The organism is Allopontixanthobacter sp. (assembly GCF_034376665.1).
Classification (GTDB): Bacteria; Pseudomonadota; Alphaproteobacteria; order Sphingomonadales; family Sphingomonadaceae; genus Allopontixanthobacter.
Window position 1 is genome coordinate 34870 of the sequence record NZ_JAXMJI010000067.1, and the last position, 19668, is coordinate 54537.

The 19668-nt window shown below is 60.1% G+C and carries 14 protein-coding genes; 10 read left to right on the forward strand and 4 right to left on the reverse strand.

Features of this window, described 5'->3' with window-relative positions; translation table 11 throughout:
* Positions 1-124: 124 nt before the first annotated feature.
* Positions 125-1624, reverse strand: coding sequence for a LytTR family DNA-binding domain-containing protein (locus U0988_RS07180; RefSeq protein WP_322291941.1), 1500 nt, complete (start codon positions 1622-1624; stop codon positions 125-127).
* Between the two features lie 246 nt (positions 1625-1870).
* On the opposite strand from U0988_RS07180, the gene U0988_RS07185 reads away from it, so the two are divergent.
* Entirely contained in the window at positions 1871-3286 is a 1416-nt protein-coding gene (locus U0988_RS07185) for a serine hydrolase domain-containing protein (protein ID WP_322291942.1), read from the forward strand.
* A gap of 194 nt (positions 3287-3480) precedes the next feature.
* On the opposite strand, the gene U0988_RS07190 is transcribed toward U0988_RS07185, so the two are convergent.
* Entirely contained in the window at positions 3481-4368 is an 888-nt protein-coding gene (locus U0988_RS07190; protein WP_322291943.1) for a helix-turn-helix domain-containing protein, read from the reverse strand.
* A 184-nt stretch (positions 4369-4552) separates the two neighbouring features.
* Between U0988_RS07190 and U0988_RS07195 the strand changes: the two genes are divergently transcribed.
* From U0988_RS07195 to U0988_RS07210, 4 genes are read left to right on the forward strand one after another with little or no spacing between them, the layout of a single operon-like run.
* Positions 4553-6016, forward strand: coding sequence for a 2-hydroxymuconic semialdehyde dehydrogenase (locus U0988_RS07195; RefSeq protein ID WP_322291944.1), 1464 nt, complete (start codon positions 4553-4555; stop codon positions 6014-6016).
* Entirely contained in the window at positions 6013-7185 is a 1173-nt protein-coding gene (locus U0988_RS07200; protein WP_322291945.1) for an OsmC family protein, read from the forward strand. The genes U0988_RS07195 and U0988_RS07200 overlap by 4 nt, the downstream gene beginning before the upstream one ends.
* Positions 7186-7213: 28 nt before the next feature.
* Positions 7214-8434 (forward strand): DUF3179 domain-containing (seleno)protein, encoded by a 1221-nt coding sequence (locus U0988_RS07205; protein ID WP_322291946.1) that lies wholly within the window; start codon positions 7214-7216, stop codon positions 8432-8434.
* Positions 8435-8476: 42 nt separating this feature from the next.
* A complete protein-coding gene (locus U0988_RS07210; protein WP_322291947.1) occupies positions 8477-10711 on the forward strand; it encodes a TonB-dependent receptor in 2235 nt (744 codons plus the stop codon).
* A gap of 172 nt (positions 10712-10883) precedes the next feature.
* Here the strand turns inward: U0988_RS07210 and U0988_RS07215 are convergent, their stop codons facing one another.
* A complete protein-coding gene (locus tag U0988_RS07215; protein WP_322292018.1) occupies positions 10884-12395 on the reverse strand; it encodes a UbiD family decarboxylase in 1512 nt (503 codons plus the stop codon).
* A 104-nt stretch (positions 12396-12499) separates the two neighbouring features.
* On the opposite strand from U0988_RS07215, the gene U0988_RS07220 reads away from it, so the two are divergent.
* The 3 genes from U0988_RS07220 to U0988_RS07230 are packed head-to-tail and all read left to right on the forward strand — an operon-like array spanning position 12500 to position 14255.
* Positions 12500-13183 (forward strand): TetR/AcrR family transcriptional regulator, encoded by a 684-nt coding sequence (locus tag U0988_RS07220; protein WP_322291948.1) that lies wholly within the window; start codon positions 12500-12502, stop codon positions 13181-13183.
* Positions 13180-13752, forward strand: a complete 573-nt coding sequence (locus U0988_RS07225; RefSeq protein ID WP_322291949.1) for a UbiX family flavin prenyltransferase — start codon at positions 13180-13182, stop codon at positions 13750-13752. Before U0988_RS07220 ends, U0988_RS07225 begins: the two co-directional genes overlap by 4 nt.
* The gene (locus U0988_RS07230) at positions 13749-14255 is read left to right on the forward strand and encodes a TIGR02444 family protein (RefSeq protein WP_322291950.1); all 507 of its coding nucleotides are present in this window, start codon (positions 13749-13751) and stop codon (positions 14253-14255) included. The genes U0988_RS07225 and U0988_RS07230 overlap by 4 nt, the downstream gene beginning before the upstream one ends.
* On the opposite strand, the gene U0988_RS07235 is transcribed toward U0988_RS07230, so the two are convergent.
* Positions 14252-15037 carry a coniferyl-alcohol dehydrogenase gene (locus U0988_RS07235; protein ID WP_322291951.1) on the reverse strand — a complete coding sequence of 262 codons (786 nt, stop codon included), beginning with the start codon at positions 15035-15037 and terminating at the stop codon, positions 14252-14254. The two genes, U0988_RS07230 and U0988_RS07235, sit on opposite strands and share 4 nt — an antisense overlap.
* Positions 15038-15399: 362 nt before the next feature.
* Here U0988_RS07235 and U0988_RS07240 point away from each other — a divergent pair, with 362 nt between their 5' ends.
* Together U0988_RS07240 and U0988_RS07245 are read left to right on the forward strand one after the other, a co-directional pair.
* A complete protein-coding gene (locus U0988_RS07240; RefSeq protein WP_322291952.1) occupies positions 15400-17730 on the forward strand; it encodes a TonB-dependent receptor in 2331 nt (776 codons plus the stop codon).
* Positions 17731-17754: 24 nt separating this feature from the next.
* Positions 17755-19668 carry a thiamine pyrophosphate-binding protein gene (locus U0988_RS07245; protein WP_322291953.1) on the forward strand — a complete coding sequence of 638 codons (1914 nt, stop codon included), beginning with the start codon at positions 17755-17757 and terminating at the stop codon, positions 19666-19668.

The window sequence follows — 19668 nt, forward strand, 5'->3', positions numbered from 1 at the left end:
TCGCGCGGCGATGCGGGGGCAAGTTGTGAATTGGGCACAGGAAATCGGAGGCCTCCCGTGACCCCCACTCTATGGTTTCAGAAGGGAAGCCCTCTTTGATCAGGATGGCCCTGTCGGCACCGGTCTATCCGATACATGCAGCAATCGCAGCGCCATATGTGCGTCCGATTGGCACTTCCGTCTTGTCACCGAGGACCAGAATGCGGCCGCCACCGGGGCGGGGTCTGGTTCCGGTCACATGTTCACGATTGACGGCATAACTCTTGTGCACGCGCAGGAACTGCGGTGACATAGACTCAAGCAGACGGGCGAGGTTCATCGTAACCAGAAGCCGGCCGCCACTGGCAAGCACCACGTCGCAATAGTCGTCGGCTGCCTGGACATAGAGAATGTCGCCCTCCGCGACGCGGTGTGTCCGGGAGCCAGTTCGCAGAATCGCAATGGGTTCATTTTCGCGTTGCGCCCTACCAAGCCGCTCTTCGAGTACCGCCGCTCGTTTCGCTTCTGCGTCCCGCTCGAGACTAATGCTCCGCAAGCCCGCAATTTGCTCGATGGTCACAATCATGAGCAGCACCGCCAGTAGGGCGAAATAGCTCCGTTCGAGAAAGCTGGTGCCCTGCCAGATTGCTAGGGCGATCACGATCAACCCTGTCGCCAGGCCGGTCTGGGCCGCGCGCGGCTCTCGATCGAGCGCGTACCACGCGCAGACGCTTAGTCCTGCCGCGCCGGCCAGGATGGCACCTAGAGCCTTGAAGCCATACCAAGGCATGAAGACGATGCTGATTACTGCGGCGGCTGCAACACCCAGAGAGACAAAGCCTTGCCAACCCTGGGCGAACCGGCGGGCCGCATAACCTGCCGCAAGTACGGCGGTCACCGAGGCCAGCCCGGGAATCGCCACCATACGCACCATGTATTGCGGATATGAATAGGCAATAAAGGCTGGGCTTACCTGGAGGACAAGCTGCAGCACAGCAGAACCACCTATCAGTGCGAGCAACAGGGATCCTCTGTCACGCCGGTCGCTGATCGCTGCGGCGAGGAAGTACATGCCTGCCGCGGCTAGCACGCCCAGAATGAGGAGCGTGGGAAGATATGCCCACAGGTCTCGAAGCTGCTGGTTCTGAAACGGTCCTACGTGGAAAACGCGGACCGCAGGCTTCACCGGCAGCCAGGCATGATGGGCTGAAATACGCGCGGATACCACATTGGATCCGGGCCGCACGAGATGCGAAGGCACAGGAAATGTCGCCACGAACCGGCCGGCCTTCTCCCGCGCGGCCGTCGCTGCCGGAACGCCGTTACGGCCCAGAAGAACGCCGTTCCAGCGGACTTCCGAACTGGCCAGGGCAACAATCCGTACCATCAGCGGGCGCGCGAGCGGCAAAGCCTGCTCACTCACCTCGACCTTGCGCTGGATTGTGACCTCGGCTTGTTCGATGGAGATATCCTCCAGCTTGACCGGCCCGCATTGCGAAGCCGGTGGCTCCGCGCATAGGCGGACCGGTCCCGAAGAAACCGGGTGTGGGCCAGCCCCAACCAGAAGCAGGATGGCCAAGACGCTGAGTATGATCCTCATCATCTGGCCATAGCCCTGTTTCTTCCCCCTGTCCCTGTCGTTCACCGACGCTGCCGGTCATTGCCCGAAAGCTCGTCGACACATTCCTCTGCCAGGGTAAACGCAATGCCCGGGTCGAGTGCGGGGATAGTCCTTGCGGAACCAGACGTCCCACCGCGCAGCCAATCCTAGGCTCGTCTGCCTGTCCAACAGAACTGGAAATATTCTGTCATGAAACTCGTATCGACTGCCCCGCACCCAGCCGCCTTTCGGCCGAGCTTGCCGTTTGCGGCCTTTTCTGCCGTTATTGCCATGGCGCTATCCCAGCCAGCGGCAGCGGGCGCTCCGCAAAGGCAGGGCGAAACCGAGTTGGTAAGGCCGACCGTTGGCCCTGCCCAGATTGCCGACCGGATGCTCGCAGCGCTGGTGGAGGTGAACGGCGTACCGGGCATGGCAGCCGCGGTGTGGAAGGATGGAGCCATCCTCTGGGCAGGGGAGGCCGGGTTCCGTAACGCCGAACAGCGACTGCCGGTGGAGGCGGGAACGGTGTTCCGGCTCGCCAGCGTTTCGAAGATATTCGCTGTTGTCGCCGCAGCACGGCTGCGCGAGCAAGGTCTCCTCGATGTCAACCGGCCTGTTCAGGAAATCGTCGATCATCTGGACAATGATTGGCCGCCCATAACAAGCCGACAGCTCGCATCACATACCTCTGGCATTCCGCACTATCAGGAAATCGACAGCGGGCGCGGCGGCATCAAATTCGAAAACATGGAAAAATCCGTGAGCGTATTCAGCGGCCGCGACCTGCTGTTCACGCCGGGCACCGGGTACAATTATTCCTCCTATGGCTACACACTTCTGAGCGCGGTGGTCGAAAAGGCTGCTGGCCAGCCCTATCTGGACTATCTTGCTGCGGCGATCGTTCCGGGTTTGCATATCGGGCCGGACATTACGGACACCTCGCACACCGATGCCTCCACAGCCTATACCTACATAGAGGGTGAACTCGCCGTCGCACCACCGCATGATTACAGCTACAGTTGGGGCGGCGCCGGGCTCGGCTCCAACGCGAGCGACCTTGCAGAGTTTGGGGGCCGGATTCTTTCCGGAGCCGTCATTTCGGACGCCAGCTTTGCATGGATGCAGCAACCGGCGCGGCTGTCCGACGGCAGTTCTGTCGAAGAAGGCGGCTTTCCCGTAGGATTCGGCTTACGCGGCGGAACCGACATCGATGGAGAGCGCATCGTCCATCATGCCGGCGTTACGTTGGGCGCCCGCAGCGTCCTTATGCTGTATCCCGACAGCAAGGTCGCCGCCAGTGTGCTTTCGAACGCCCCTTGGGTCTCGAACATTGAACAGACCGCGATCATGCTCGCCGCCCCTTTCCACAAGCCGCTTGCCCCCCAGGATTCCAATCCCTGCCCCCTCGAAGCGACCCGCTATGCCGGCACCTCTAATGGCGTATCATTGGTCGGCACAGCGCACTTCGTGCTGGACGAAGGGATATGTGTCGGCACGATTTCCATCGCAGGCCCTCTTGCCGAATGGTTCAACAACGCGCCTCAGCGGGATACGGACTCAATCAGGATAATCGGTCTCAATGCCCACCGCGGTCTGGCCAGCGCGGCGCTGATTACCCCCTATGGCGCCTATGATTTTCGGCCGGATGGCGGGGCCTATTCTACCGAATTCAACAGCAAGCGTTCGCTTTCGGTCACATTCGAGTGAAATCCGATACCCGGGTGCTGCCATCCGTTCCAAGGCTGCGCGTCGGAACAACGTCCGTCTTGATGTTGGCTAACCAACCAATCATTGAATGGACGTAGTCGATCGGCAGAACGTGCAGACGGGAATCGTTCTGGGATGCGCGCGGCTATAACAATCAGACCATAAGCTTCCCGTGCCTGCCTTGGCCAAACAACCTATGGTGTGCCGCCGAGCAGGCTCAGCCGGCGAAATTCACTTGGTGCCATACCGGCATGGCGGGAGAAAAAGCGCGCGAAATAGGCGGGGTCGGCAAAGCCCACCAGACCGGCGATCTCCTTGACCGTCAGCATGGTGTACACAAGGTTGCGCCGCGCTTCGAGATAGATGCGGTCGTGAACCACTTTCTTGGCGGTGCGCCCCAATGCAGCGCGAGAAATGTTATTGAGCTGCGTTGGCGTGATGCTGAGCCGCGCGGCGTAGAACTCCAGCGTTGCACCTTCGCGAAAATGCTTTTCCACCAGCGCCGTGAACTCAGCCGCCCGCCGGTCCTGTCGTAGCGAATTGGTTGGGCGCCGGCCGATTTCGGTTGCAAGCTCCCGGGTAATCCATACCAGGATGAGCGAGAAGTACGCCCGCAATGCCACCTGGCGCACTGGTGAAATTCCGGAAAATTCCCCCACCAGCTGATCGAAAAGATCGCCGATCAATTTATGTGCAGCGGATTTGGCGGCAGAAATGATCCGCGGCTTTGACAGCGCGTCTATTACTTCAACGGTCGCCCCCAGACTTTCATCGAGCGTGCGGCCGTGCAAGGTTACCACATGGCCATCGATGTCGGTACCGAATGTAAAGCTGTGCACGGTCTGCGCCGGGACGATCATGACACAAGGCATCACCAATTGGTGCGAAACCATGTCGAGCTGCACCTGGCCGCTGCCTGCAGCAAAGTAGAAGATGTGCAGCAGTTCCTGATGCTGATGCGGCTTGATTGTCCAATTGTGCAGTGCGCTTCTCTGAACGATCGACTCGCAATGGATTGGATCGAGCGGAATCTCGATAAGTTCTTCATAGATATCAAACCGATGAATAGATTCTTCCTGCATGGAACCAATCCTTTCGTGCATTTCGCCGGCACATTCTGACTGCTCGAACTTTTGAAAAGTACAGTTTTAGTCGAGTTTTGTCCATTCTCACGCGGGTCGGTCCGGTTTAGGTCAATGATTGAATGAAACCCTGGTCGCATTGCCGCGACGCATAATAACGGGGACGCCGACATTCGGAGAGGATATGGACATCACGCAGCCATTGATCGCGCGCAATTATATCGGCGGAGCGTTTCGGGAGTCCTCCTCGACTTTTGAGAAGCTGTCCCCGGTCGATGGACGCAGCGTAGCGCTGGTTCATGAAGCCAGTGCCGATGATGTCAACGATGCTGTTATGGCTGCACGCGCGGCGAGCGATGGTGCATGGGGCGCGATGTCCCAGCGCGAGCGAAGCGCAATGCTGGGCAAGGTTGCCGGACTGATCGAAGCGCGTTTTGACGATTTCGTCGAGGCCGAACTCGCCGATACGGGCAGACCGCGCGCCGCCGCGCGCGAGTTCGATGTACCGCGCACCGCCGATACATTCCGGCTGTTTGCGGGTCTGGCAGGCAGCTATCCAGGGCAATCCTGGCAGACCGAGGCTCCCGGTATAATGGCGGTCAATTACCAGCTGCGCCGCCCGGCCGGCGTGGTTGCCGCGATCGCGCCGTGGAACATGCCGATGGTGCTGCTGGCGTTCAAGATCGCGCCCGCGCTGGCGGTGGGCAACGGCGTGGTTGCCAAGCCTTCGGAAGAAGCGCCTTCAACCGCCTCGATCATGGCCGAGGTTTTCGACCAGGCCGGGCTTCCCGCCGGGGCGTTCAACCTCGTCAACGGTTTCGGCGTCGATTCCGCCGGCGCCTTCCTCACCTCGCATCCCAGCGTCAACCGGATCTCCTTCACCGGTGAAACCAGCACAGGCGCGCATGTCATGCGCTCGGCCGCCGCCATGGTTCGGCCAGTTTCGCTTGAACTGGGAGGCAAGAATCCCGCAATCGTGTTCGAGGATGCGGACCTTGCCGCGGCCATTGCCGGCACGGCCCGCGCCGCATTCTACAATTGCGGCCAGGTGTGCCTGTGTACCGAACGGGTCTATGTCCACCGTTCGCGGTTCGATGAGTTCGTTGCCGGGCTCAAGGCAGAAGCGGAAAAGCTGGTGATCGGTGCGCCCGACGATGCCGGTGTCCAGATGGGCCCGCTGATTTCGCGCAAGCACCGCAACCGGGTGCTCTCCTTTCTAGAGATCGCCCGGCAGGATGGAACGATCGTCACCGGCGGCGGCGTACCGCAGTTCGGCGATGCCCGCGATGAAGGCGCGTTCGTGCAGCCGACCATCGTCACCGACATTCCCGAAACCTCGCGCTTCGTGACGGAGGAAGTGTTCGGGCCGGTATGCCATGTCGCCCCCTTCGACGATGAGGACGAGGCGGTGGCCCTGGCGACTGGTTCGGATTACGGGCTCGTTTCGGTCGTCTGGTCGGGCAACACTTCGCGCGCGCTGCGCGTGGCCGGGCGGATGCGCAGCGGCGTGGTGTGGGTCAACGGCTGGCTGATCCGCGACCTCAGAACGCCGTTCGGCGGCGTCGGGCTTTCGGGCATCGGCAAGGAAGGCGGCTATGCCAGCCTCGATTTCTACACCGATCAGACGAATGTCTGCGTAAAGCTGTGACAACCGCCAACCTCCTTGGCACTTCGCCCCTGCCGCGATTTTTCGCCGTCGATGATGTGGCCGGGGAGCCTTTACCCGCGCCCGGCGCTGGCTGGGGGCACACGGTCAGGGCGACTGTCCGCTCGCTCAGCATGATGCAGAAGGAAGCTGTCGTCAGCTCCTCTGCCAGCAGCCGATCGTGGCGGCTGGTGAGCGACGAGGGTGATTATCTCGACGGGTATGACGAGGCACCTCCGCCGCTTGCCTTCCTTTCCACTGGTATGGTTGCCTCCTACATGGATGAGTTGCTGGCCCTGGCTGCAATGCGCGGAATTGATACGAAGGGTATCCGCCTGACGCTGGACAATTATTACACCATGCAGGGCTCTGCGCTGCGCGGCACGATGGTTGCGGGGGCCGATCATCCGGTATTGACTGCCGAATGTCCGGCGCTCGCGGGCAATCGCTCCGAAGCGATGTCTCTGCTGCTTGGCGCAACGGGCGCATCGCCCATGCACGGGCTGGTTTCGACCTCGCGGAGCGGATCCTTTGCGCTGATCCACAATGGAGAACGCATCGCGCAAGGTGAAGTTGGCGGTCAGGACGACGCAGTCGAGCCCGACAGCGACGCCCGGTTTGAACAGCTGTGCCCAGCCCCCGGGGCGTGGGAAGCACTGCTGGAACGCGGCGGCCCAACGCCGCGCACGGGCGAGGCGGATTCCGGGCCCGGATCGAGCCTCGCCGAAACGCAGGACCGGCGGCTGCATGTCCGCGCGGTGTGCACGCTGCGCGGGGATGGACTTAAGGAAATCCAGCAAAGCATGTTCAACCCCCAGGGGACGATGTTCCGGTTCCTTTCGGACCCTGACGGTCAGCGCGCGCCAGGCGCCTCTGCCTATGTCGCGGCCGGGATCGGCTTCTGCTTCATGACCCAGCTTGGCCGCTATGCGAAGATCACCCGCCGCGATCTTGAACGCTACGCAATCGTGCAGGACATCGATTTTTCGCAAGGCGGGGCGACTGGCGACACCGGCCATGCAGGTGATGCCAGCGCTCCGCGAACCACCGTCAGCATTGCCAGCAGCGAAGACGCGGATTTCGCGCGCCAGCTGCTGAAAATGGGCGAGCAGACCTGCTTTCTGCACGCGCTGTGCCGGACCGCACTCAAGACGCGCATCCGGCTCGCCTGAAAAGACATAAAGAGGGAGTTACGACACAATGCTTCTAACTGACTGGATGGCGATCGCCTCGGTGCTGCTTCTGGCAGCCGCGATCTTGCCCGGAACGCTGGTTTTCCTGATGCTGACCAACAAGCTGGCAGTAAGCGAAGGAGGCGCGCGCTACATCTATGGCAACGCCTTCTGGGTAGGGATATTGTCTCTCGCGCTGGCGCTTTACACGCTGTTCCTGGCGATCCAGGCGGGGCCCTCGCACTATTATTCGGCGGCGTTCGTGGTTTCGGTGGTGCTCTATGGCGCGGTGCTCGTCTGGGGCTTTTTCATGCACACCAAGCTGATGTTCCAGCCGGTGCGAGAGCCCCGCTACCTCGACACTGCGCAGGCGCTGAAGCGCTTTGGCGGCGAAGAAGAGGTCGTCGGCGTAATCGATGGCGCGGGCCGGCCCTGGGCCTATATCGCGCGTCTATCGCGCCGTCCGCATGTCGTCTATCAGCCCGAGGGCGAAAACCCCTTCATCATGACGCACTGCATCCTGGCGCATAGCTCGATGGCCTTTGCGATGAATGACCGCTTCAATCAGCCCGACATTACCATCACTGCGGCGCTCGCCAACAACATGGTGTTCTACGACAAGAACACGCAGTGCTCGGTCATCCAGATGCACAACCGCTCGCTCGACAAATCGATGCCGCTGGACACGCTCCCCACTGTCTCGATGAGCCTCGCCACCTGGGCAAGGCTCTATCCCGATAGCAAGATCTGGTTTCGAGAAATTTCCTGGCGCGACGTCTTCTATCTGAAGATGCTGGCCCGCGCCGATGTGATCGATCCCAAGAGCCCGGTCATCGTTTATCCGTTGCAAAACGATCTCGACGATCGGCTGGGGATGAAGAGCAATGTCATGGGTGTGAAAATCGGTGACAACAGCATGACCTATCCGGCGTCGCTGTTTGCAGACCGCGACTTCCGCGTAATCAACGACGCGGTAGATGGCGTGCCGATTGCATTGGTCTCGAAGTCAGGCGGCGATTTCGTGCAGGTTTACGACCGGCGCGTTGATGGCCGCACCCTTACCCTGGAATTCACGGGTGAAGGCAATTTGCGGGACACGGAGACCGGCTCAACCTGGTCAATCACCGGAACAGCTACTGCTGGGGAATTGTTCGGCAAGCAGCTCGAGCCGGTACCGCATTACAACAAGATATTCTGGTACGTCTGGTCCGACTTCAATCCAGGGTCGCCAATTTATTCCGAAAGATAACCGCGCGCAAATGACGCGGGAAAAACAGGAGAGGGTAAAGCAATGAAAACCGGAAAAACGACGAGGCTGCTCGCCTTGATAACAACCATGCTGACTGTGCCGTCGGTCGCACTCGCTCAGGAACAAGGCGAGGTGGGCGCAGCGGAGGCCCCGCGCGGCGTTGGCGAAATCGTAGTGACCGCACAGAAGCGATCCGAACGCTTGCAAGACGTTCCGATTGCCATCAGCGCCTTTGATGAAGCCAAGTTGGCCGAAACCGGCTTCGACGAGATCAGCGATCTGACCCAGCTTGTTCCAGGTATGCAGTTTGGCAATTTCGGGCCTGTCGCATTCGTTGCGCTGCGCGGTATTTCCTACGAGAATACCACTGCTGCGGGCGACCCTGGCGTCGCCCTGCACCTCGACGGTGTTTATATTGGCCGCCCGGTGGCGACGCTGTTCAGCGCTTTCGATACCGAGCGGACCGAAGTGCTGCGCGGGCCGCAGGGCACACTCTATGGCCGTAACGCCACCGGCGGTTCGGTCAATGTCATCACCAAGAAGCCGTCCGACGAGTTCGAAGGCTCGTTCGAAATGACCGCGGGCAATTATGACTGGTTCCGCGAGCGGGCAATGATCAACGTGCCGCTGGGCGATACGGTACGAGCGCGCATCACCGGCTTCAAGGATGACCGCGACGGCTTCACCCGCAATACATTTCCCGGCGGAACACGCGCCAACGGGATCGACAATTGGGGCCTGCGCGGGCACCTCGATATCGATCTGGCGGCCAATCTCAACATCTTGCTGTCGGCCAATTATGTAAAGGTGGGCGGCAGCGGCAGCCAGCCTGAAGTGCGCGAACCCTTCCCCGCTGCCGGGACCAGCATTCCCGGTTTCGGTGCCGGTGCATTCGGCAGCAATGTCAACGATCTGCGCCCCTTTGTCGAATCCAAGAACACCCCCGAACTGGTCGATAATGACATCTTGCTGCTGTCGGGTACGATGACCTGGGATTTCGAGAATTTCTCGATCAAATCGGTGACTGCCTATGGCGAAAGCAGCTTCTTCAGCCGTCAGGATTCGGATTCCTCCCCGGTCGATATCGCCGAACTCAACCTGGTTGAAGACGCCTCGCAATTCTCACAGGAATTGCAGATTCTCTCCAACGGTGGCGGCAATTTCGACTGGATTGTCGGCCTTTATTATTTCAACGAAGACGCCTTCCGTTCATCGCGTTTTCTCGGGCCGCAATTCGATGCCACGGTTGCCATGTTCCCCAACCTCAACTTCGGAGTGGACTTGGGCGGAACCGTAGAAACCGAAAGCTATGCCGCATTCGGCCAGTTCACCTGGCGCTTTACCGATACGCTGTCGCTGACTGCAGGTGGCCGGATCACCCGCGATACCCGAAACGGGGTGAACGACATTACGCTACGTGCGGTCAACCCCAATTTCCCGCCAGTGATCGTCATGCTGCCATCCAGTATCAAATCGACCGAACCCACCGGCCGTGTGACGCTCGACTGGAAGGCGGCGGACGATATCCTGTTCTACGCAACCGCGGCGCGCGGCTACAAGAGCGGAGGGATCAACCAGCAATCCGCATCGGCCAACCGGACCTTCGAGCCGGAATTCGTCGACAGCTATGAAATGGGCATCAAGTCGCAATTGTTCGACCGCCTCCTTCAGGTGAACCTGGCCGGCTTCTACAACGAATATAATGATCTGCAATTCCAGGTCTTTGGATTCGCCGGGCCGGAGGCGGCCAACGCCGGACAGGCGCATGCCTATGGATTCGAGGCTGAATGGGTCGCGGCACCCAGTGATTACGTAACAATCGACGGATCTTTCAGCTACCTCAACACCGCCTATGACGAACTGTTTTTCAGTGTGAACGGTACCACCCTGGTCGATCTTTCCGGCAACGAATTGAGCCGGGCGCCAGAATTCACCTTTGCCTTGGGGGCAACGGTCGGCGGTCCTCTGGGCGGCGGAAAGGGCGACCTCAAGCTGCGCTCAGACGTCAGCTATCAGGACTCGGCCTTCTTTACGCCCTTCAACCGGCCCGCGGACCGTACCTCCAGTTACACCAATGTGAATCTGCGTTTGATGTGGACCAGCGAGAACGAGCGTTACAACGCTCAGCTGTTCGTCACCAATCTGTTCGACACCGTTCAGGAGGGCAATCTGCTGCGCGGCGTGGGTTTCATCGATGAACCCGGCGGCGGCGGCCAGGAATTTGTGACCTATCGGGCACCGCAGCAATACGGGGTGACTGTAGGCTTCAAGTTCTGAAGCGAAAATGCAAAACCCGGTGGGCCTGGCTCATCGGGTTTTGTCATTTCCCGTGCCGCGCTCGAGCATGTCCGGTATGAAATGCGTCAGCATCCCGGCAGCTTTGTAAAAATCCAAGGATGCCGGTGCTCAAAGCGCATTACCCGCTTAGAGCACCGGCAACACCTTACGCTCAGCCGGCGTTTACAATCTGCGGCCAAAGCGCATCGACGCGGGCTTCCACTTCGGGGTCGGGCAGTACCCTTTCCATGATCTTGAGCCCGAGTGGCAGGGTGCAATCCACACCCATGAAAGTCCGCACGCCCTTGGGAATGGCGTTGTGGCCATCGTGCACACCCAATTTGGCCGTTGCCCCCGCGTCGCCCTGCGCCAGCGGATCAAGGATATTGCCCAGCACATCGGGAACCACCAACAGATCACGGTCGGCCATGAAGCGGTGCGCCAGCGCCCAATCGCGTTCGTGCGGATTGCGAATGTCAATGTCCTTGTCATAGACGAACACATGTTTGCAGAAGCCCTGAAGCGCGGTGTAGGCGCGCATCATGGCCATGCGCGGTTCGCCAACGCGCTTCTTGTCGATCGAGACATGCGCGGTAAACCCGCAGCCCGCTGACGGATCGACAAACACGTCCACCACATTGGGCAGGACCTGCACCAGATCCTGATAGACCTTCACCGATCGGAAGAACGCCGCGATATTGTTGGTTTCGTTGAGCGGCCGCCCGATGTGGATATGCTGGTAGATCGGCTTCTTGCGCATGGTGATCGCAGTCACCTTGAACACGGGCCGGCGGCGCGGTTCGTCGTAAAAACCGTTGAAGGAAGCAAACCGCCCCTGAATCGTCCAGTCGAAAGGCATGAACACGCCTTCGATTATGATTTCAGCGTCTGCCGGCACATCGACATCGATAGTGGCACAGCGTGTCAGCCTGACCGGTTCGTTCGTCAGGCCGCCAATGAAGGCGAAGTCATCATTCTTGTACGGCAGGGCCGAATTGGCTGCGGCCAGGACCATTTCCGGGCCGACACCGATGACGAAGGCCATGGGGAAGGGTTTGGCCTTGTCCTTGTCCCAGCTCGAGGATGGATCATCGATCTTCGCGCCCCAGCTTTCCTCCATCGATTTTGCATCGCCAGTGCCGCGAAAGATCCATACCGATCCGCCATCACGCTCGGTAATCTCGAAGCGGTGGTAGGAAAGGTTGTGCGCGCCTTCAGCCGGTTTGGAACAAGCAACTGCGCAGATGAAGCGCCCATCCTTGAAATCGCGCGATTTGGTGCCGTCTTGAGGGTTCAGCCGCAAGATCGGGAGGATACCAAGGTCGATGTCATCCCCTGTCAGCACCACTTCCTGACAGGGTGCATCCTCGCGGCCGACATGGATGGGCGCGACCGGGTTCATCATGGCGCTGCGCATCCGTTCGGCAGCGCCCGGCACGGCCCGCGCTTCGTCAACGCCGAAGCTTTCGGCAATCCGGCGATAGGTCGAACCGATAGTATTGGCGAAGACCGGAATATCGAAGTCCTTGGGATTTTCGAACAGCAGGCCCTTGCCGATTTTTTCGTAGTCGGACCGGGCAATGACCGCCCCCATTTCCGAAATTGTGTCAATCTCCGGCTTGATTCGCAGGACATCACCGGCCGCTTCCTGCCGAGTAAGAAAATCCCTCAATCCATGTCCCATATCGTCCAACCTCTCCGATCCTGCATCTGACAGCTTGCCATAAGCTGATATGTACCGTACTGTACGGTACACTTACGAAGCTGGCAACAGGATTCAATTCCTCCATGAACAATTCCGCGCTGCAAATACCTCTCGAAAGCCCCGGGGACGTTGCCGCAGAACCGCTGATGCGCGTTGCGCGCGCCCGGCGTCTCCTGATATTGCAAGAGGCCACCCGCCTTTTCCTTGATGAAGGTTATGGCTCCGCCACGACCAATGCTCTCGTCGCCCGTGTCGGCGGCTCCAAATCGACGATTTACAGCTACTTCGGGAACAAGGAGAAGCTGTTCGGTGCGGTCGTAGATCACGTTCTGGCACAGCTGAAAGCCGCAACAGAAGACTACGATCCGCCAGGCGGGGATCTGGAGGACTGCCTGGTTGATCTCGGCATGAAGCTTCAGACCATTGTTCTGTCCGACGATCACATTGCCTTGGCGCGGATGGTGATTGGCGAAGCGCATCGCTTCCCCGAAATCGGCGAGATATACCACGAACACGGACCGGCGCTGGCACAGCGGGGAGTGGTTGACTTTCTGCTGGCGCATGACGCCATGCCTGGCGCGAGCCTTGAGGATATTCGCGATGCCGCCGAATGGTTCACCGGCCGCCTGATCCACCGCGCCTTCATCCGCGCGCTGTGCGGCCCGGGCACCGATGCCGATCCGCAGGAGCCGGGCAGGATTGCACAGGATGCCGCACGCACCTTCGTTCAACGCTTCGCCGGTCCGGCACGTGGGGCTGCAACATGAAGCGTATCATCGTGGGCATCGCGGGTGCCAGCGGCGTCATCTACGGCATTCGTCTGCTCGAGGTGCTGAGGGCAATCCCCGAAATCGAGACGCATCTGGTGCTCAGCCGCACCGCGCGAATGAATATCGGCATCGAAACCGACTACACTGTGGCCCAGGTCGAAGCCCTGGCCGATCAGGTCCACAAATTTGGCGATGTCGCCTCGAAGCTTTCCTCGGGATCATTCCATACCGAGGGGATGATCGTTGCTGCCTGCTCGATGAAAACCCTATCGGCGATCGTCAACAGCCACGCTGATGATCTGATGTCGCGCGCGGCAGACGTTGTGCTGAAGGAACGGCGGCGCCTCGTCCTCATGCCGCGTGAGACCCCCCTTCACCTGGGGCATTGCAAACTGCTGTATGAAGCCTGCCAACTTGGCGCGATCGTGGCGCCGCCAATGCCCGCTTTCTATGCGAGGCCGACCAGTATCGAGGCGGTGATCGACCATAGCGTTGGGCGGGTACTCGATCTGTTCGGGATCGATGCCGGGGTTTCCTTCCGTTGGCAGGGGTCTGCCCCTGAATGACCGGCAAACGCCTTAGCCGCCAGGCAAATTCGCTGTGGCATTTTTCGCTGGCGGTTTATGCGCAGCCGCAAGTCCCGCCCGCCTGCCTCTGGTTGCAGGACCAGCATGACGTCGATGTCAATCTGTTGCTCTATGCCGGATGGCGCGCAGGGAACGGTGATGCCTTGTCACGCGAGGGGTGCCGAACGGCCAGGGAGCGCAGCGAAGTCTGGCGATGCGAACTTGTCCAGCCGCTGCGTAGCATCCGCCGCCATGCGGGCAATCTGGCCCGCACCGATCCCACTTTCGCACAATCCTATGCCGCACTCAAGGCGTGCGAATTGCAGCTGGAACGCCAACAGCAGGCAATGTTCGCCGATGGCAGCAGCCTGGACAGCGGCGAGAGCGCCGATATCGGCACCGCGCTTGAGGTCTTCGCATCATGTTTGGGCATTCTGGACAGGCCTGGCGTCAGGCCAACTCTGGCGACGATCGCAGCGGCGATGGAAGGCGTCGCTGACTAAGCCATCCAGGAACGCATCACCATGGCTGCTTCCAGTCCGCCATCCACCGGCAAATCGATCCCCCTTACCCAACCGGCTTCGGGAGAAGCGAGAAATGCAAGAACAGCCGCGATCTCGTCAGCGCTGGCCGCGCGGCCCGTGACGGCGAGATCGCTTGCGGCCTTGTCGCCAAAGGCCGACACGAATGTGCTCAAAATTGGCGTGTCCACCGGCCCCGGCGAAACACTGTTCACCCGGACTTGCCTGTCACCAAGTGCGCATTGCAGCTGCTTGCTCCACAGGACCATCAATTGTTTCGAAAAGGCATAGCTGTCGAGAGCGCCGATGCCCTGCTGATCGAGAAATGCGGCAAGCTCGGCGGGCGAAATTTCGTCCGCAAGGCGCAATGCCGCGCGCGTTCGCTCCAGGTCATTACGGAACCGCATCGCTGCCATTGACGCGACGTTGATGATCGCGGCCCCTTCGCGCAGATGACCGAGCGCAGCCAAGGTCAAGTGCCGGGTGCCGAAGAAATTGATCCTGAGGACCCGCTCCGCATCATCGCACGGCGGAATGCCCGCGATATTGCACCAAATATCGATTTCTGGCGGGAGGCGGCCGGCCGCACGGGCGATCGACGCCGGATCAGCCAGATCGAGCTGAATATGATCATCGGCCCAATCACCCGCCGGATTGATGTCCAGACCAATGACATAGGTGCCTTGGGCCTGAAACCGGCGGCAGGTCGCCGCCCCGATCCCCGACGCGGCGCCGGTAATGCAGACAATTCGATCAGTCGCCACCCGACAGGCTCCTGGCCAAACTACCGGGACGATTCGGCTTATGTCCATCAATCAGGCCAGCACCCTGCAACGTGCTGATTACCGCATATTTCCGCATGGAATTACCTGTCCTTTGGGCCGCCATGATTCCGATTTCAGACCAAGCGGACACAGTTGTGCAGCAATCCCGCGGCGGCAATGGCATTGATGCCTGACTTTCCAAAAGTACTGATGAAGTCAACTTTTGTCCCTTCCCCGCGCCCCCGCGTTATGACCTAATGCTATCATCTCCGGTCAAATGCGCGTGTCGGGGAACGGGGTCTGGTAGCCAAGTCTGGAAAAACCAAACCAATCAAAAAATAGCGCGAACCAGGGAGGAAGAAATGGCCAGGATTGATCGGGCGCGCACGGGATTATTGCTTTCCGCTGCCTTCATTTTCGGCATGTCGTCTCAGGCACAGGCACAAACTGCCGATGCCGCCGGGGAAGCTGACGCAGTCGCGGAAGCCGGGCCGGCAAGCGGCGAGATTATCGTCACCGCGCGCAAGCGGGCTGAAAGCCTCCAGGACGTTGCGGCATCGATCCAGGCTTTTCAGGGTCCTGTGCTGCAGGCTGCAGGCTTTGTCGATATTCAGACGCTTTCGGCGACCATTCCCAATTTCCATTATTCGAACGCGACCGGCGCAAACGATATTCTGGTGATGCGCGGGCTTGGTACGGTCGGCTCCGGCCCGCATTTCGAACCTGCCGTTGGCCAGGTATTCAACGGATTCTTTGCCTCCCGCAGCCGGTTGGGCCGGTCCGCTTTCATGGATGTCGGGCAAGTTGAAGTGCTGCGCGGCCCGCAAGGCGCGATTATCGGGAAAAATACCTCGCTCGGCGCGATCAATGTCACCCCAAACAAGCCGACCAATACTCTCGAAGCTTCGCTGTTCACCAGTTATGATTTCGAAGACCGCGAAGGGTACGAAGTCGAAGCGGTGGTGTCCGGCCCGATAACAGAAGGGGTCCGCGCCCGTTTGGCGGTCAATTACAAGGACCGCGACGGCACCATCCGCAATACCGCGATCGGCGGCTTTGCCCAATCGGTGGAAGATCTTTCCACCCGCATCATAGTGGAGGCGGATGTTTCCGATCGGGTGACGGCGGAACTGATGTGGCAACGCAGCGATTTTGATCGCAACGGTAATGCGCGCGAGCTTTCGTTCTGCAACAACCCAGCCGCAGTGCTGGCGGCGATCGGCGACGATTGCACGCTCAACGGCAGCCACGTCAATGTGAACTTCTTTGCCGGACAGCAGATTGACGAACCGTTCAGCCTCGAAGCGAATATGTTGGGTTTCACGCTCAATTTCGATTTCGACGCCTTCACCGTCAGCTCGCTTACCGGATACCAGGAATACACGATTTCCGACCAGTTCGATTCCGATCTGTCGCCGCTTGACCAGCGGACCATCAACAATGTCGAGGATTACGAACAATTCTCGCAGGAACTCCGGGCGGTATCGAACGGACGCAACCCGGTCGATTACATCTTCGGTGCCTTGTTCGTGACCAACAAGATCGACTTTGTGCAGGATTCCGACTTCCGCGATGCACCCGCCAATGGCGGCCCACTGCGTCGCCGGCAGCTGGCCTCGCTCGATACCGACAGCATCTCGGTGTTCGGAGAACTGACCTGGAATGCAACCGACACGATATCGCTCACCGGCGGCGCGCGCTATACGCACGAGGAACGCGACAGCACGGTGCAGCAAACCAACTTCACCATCTACACGACCGATAACGAAGGCGCGCGATGCGGCGGCGGCGGGTTCCGCATCTGCCACGATGTCGAAGGCTCGCTGAGCGACAACGACATATCGTGGAACGCCAGCGTCCGGTGGAAGCCGATCGAGCGCACGATGTTCTATGCCTCAGTCGCCACCGGCTTCAAGAGCGGCGCCTTCAACCTGCTAAGCGGCTTCCAGGATGCACTGCTGGAACAGGTCTTTGCCTTCGGACCCGAAGATTCGATCAATTATGAATTCGGCGGCAAGCATGAATTTTCCGGCCGCCGTATCCGGTTCAACTGGACTGCTTTCTACACGCAGATCAACGATCTGCAGGTTTCGCAGAACGACCCGACCGTGATCGCACAGATCATCAGCAACGCAGGCAAGGCGCGCGCCAAGGGGGTCGAGATCGACAGCAGCTTCGATCTGACCGACCAGCTTACCGTGAAGCTTGTCGGGTCATACCTTGATGCGCAATACACAAGGTTCGAAAATGCGCCCTGCTTCACCGGTCAGACTGCCGCGCAGGGGTGTGTTCGCAACAGCGCCAACCAACTGGTGCAGGACCTTTCGGGCGCGCCAACTACTCGAGCGCCCGAATGGACGTTCACCGCCGATGCGGAATATACCATTCCCCTGGGCGGAAATCTGGAGCTGCGGCCTTCGGGACGCTGGTACTATGTCGATGACCACGTTCTGGCGGTCGACAACGATCCCCGCTCGGTGCAGGAAGCGTATCACAAGATCGACGCCAGCCTGACGCTGGCCGAGGCAGACGATCGCTGGTCGATCTCGCTGGTCGGGCGCAATCTGACCAACAAGTTCACCAGGTCCTTTGATGATGCGACCACCGCGATCAATGCGTTCGGCGGTGGCGGCAGGTTCGCCAATACCGAGGAAAGCCGCACGATCGCCCTAAAAGCGCGGGTGCGTTACTGATCTCAACAAGGGCGGTAAGGCATAATGTTTGCAGCTTCCAAGGATCTGCTGGACCACAAAATCGGCAGGCGGGCTTTCATTGGCACCATGACTGCCGGGGGCATGTCGGTGGCAGGCGCATCGGCATTGGCCGAAACGCTCGACATTCCAATTGCCTCTGCCCCGCCGCCCCAGTCGGCACGCATTGTCGAAGGGTTGACCGGGGGCGAGGCGCTGGCCGAATTCCTGATCGAATGGGATGTGAACTATGTATTCGGTCTGGCAGGATCGGAGGAGGTCGGCTTTCTCGATGCGCTGATTGACCGGAAGCAGCTCAATTACTGCACCTGCCTGCATGAATCTGCGGCCATGGCGATGGCTGATGGCTATTCGCGGTCAACCGGGCGCACACCGTTCATCCAGCTGCATTCAGTGGCCGGTGCGGCCTATGCGCTGGGCCAATTGGTCAATACCTGGCGTGACCGCGTGCCTGCCGTAATCATGACCGGCCGGCAGTCGAGCGATTTTCGCGGGCAGGATGGCTTTCTGGAAGCGGTCAATCTGCACGAACTGCCGCGCGATTATACGCAGTGGATCTGGGATGTTATGGACCCGGCCACGATCCCCGAAGTAATGCGCCGCGCGTTCCTGTTGGCCGAGGCACCGCCGGGCGGGCCAGCTTTTGTCACCGTGTCCAAGGATTTCCTCGAACAGCCATTGCCGCCTACTCAAATCACGCCCCGGTCGCGGTCCAGGATCGATTATGACGTGGTCCCGCCCGATGACCATGTCGCGCGGATTGCCGATGCGCTTTCCACTGCGCAATTTCCCGCATTGTTTGTCGGTAACGAGGCAATACGCTGGGATGCCAGCGCCGAAATTTCCGCGATTGCCGAACATATTGGCGCCGCGGTGATGACCGCGCCAAAGGTGCCGCTGATCTTTCCGACAACGCATCCGGCCTATCTTGGCGAACTGGGTGACGATCCGGCAATTGCTGCGCGCATCGACTGCTTCTGGAGCCTGGGCGGGCACATGTTCAAGCATGGCGCCAAGGCAAAGTCACCGCCGATACCGCCCGGTGCCGTCACCATCCACACCGGCCTCAACGAAGGCGAGGTCGGGCGCAATTACCCGGTGGATATCGCCGCCGTTGCCGGAATGCGCGCGACCGCCAGCGCCGTCATGGCGGAATTGCTTCGCCGCGGAAAGCCAAGCGGCGCGATGAACGCCCGGCGGGATGCCATTGCCAATGCGTCGGCTAAGCGGCGTCAGGATCTGGACGCAATCGCCGACCGCGAAGCCGGCAACGAGCCAATTGCCACGAGCCGCCTGATGCGCGAATTGAACGCGGTCATGGCGGATGATGCCAGCGTGGTTTCCGAAGTGGTCAGTTCGGACCAGTATCTGCGCTATTACCTCGATATCGATCATCGCCGGCCGATGGCCCAACGCAGGCGCAATTTCGATACCACCGGCGGCGTCCTTGGCTGGGGCGTTGCTGCGGCAATCGGCGTAAAAATCGGCAATCCGCAGCGCGAAACCTGGTGCCTGACCGGCGATGGCGCGCTCAATTTCGGGGCGCAGGCGCTATGGACCGCTGCCCGATACGAAGTGCCCATCGGTATCGTGGTGTTCAACAACGGCCAATATCAGTCGAACCGGCGCTTCCTCCACTGGTATGGCCGCCGCGCCGCGGAAACCGGACAGTATCCCGGGGTGAACCTGGGACATCCCGATATCGACCATGTCGCACTGGCTAAGGCGTACGGAGTCGAGGGCGAAACTATCGATGATCCCGCCGGGCTCGCTGCAGCGCTGAAACGGGCGGCGCGCGCAATCCGCGAAGAAAAGCGGCCCTATTTGCTCGATGTCCGGATCGAAAAACGGTACGGCGGGGCGCAATCGGACTGGTTCGATTTCTTTTCAGTGGCCAAGGGGATGGGGCGCACTTCATGA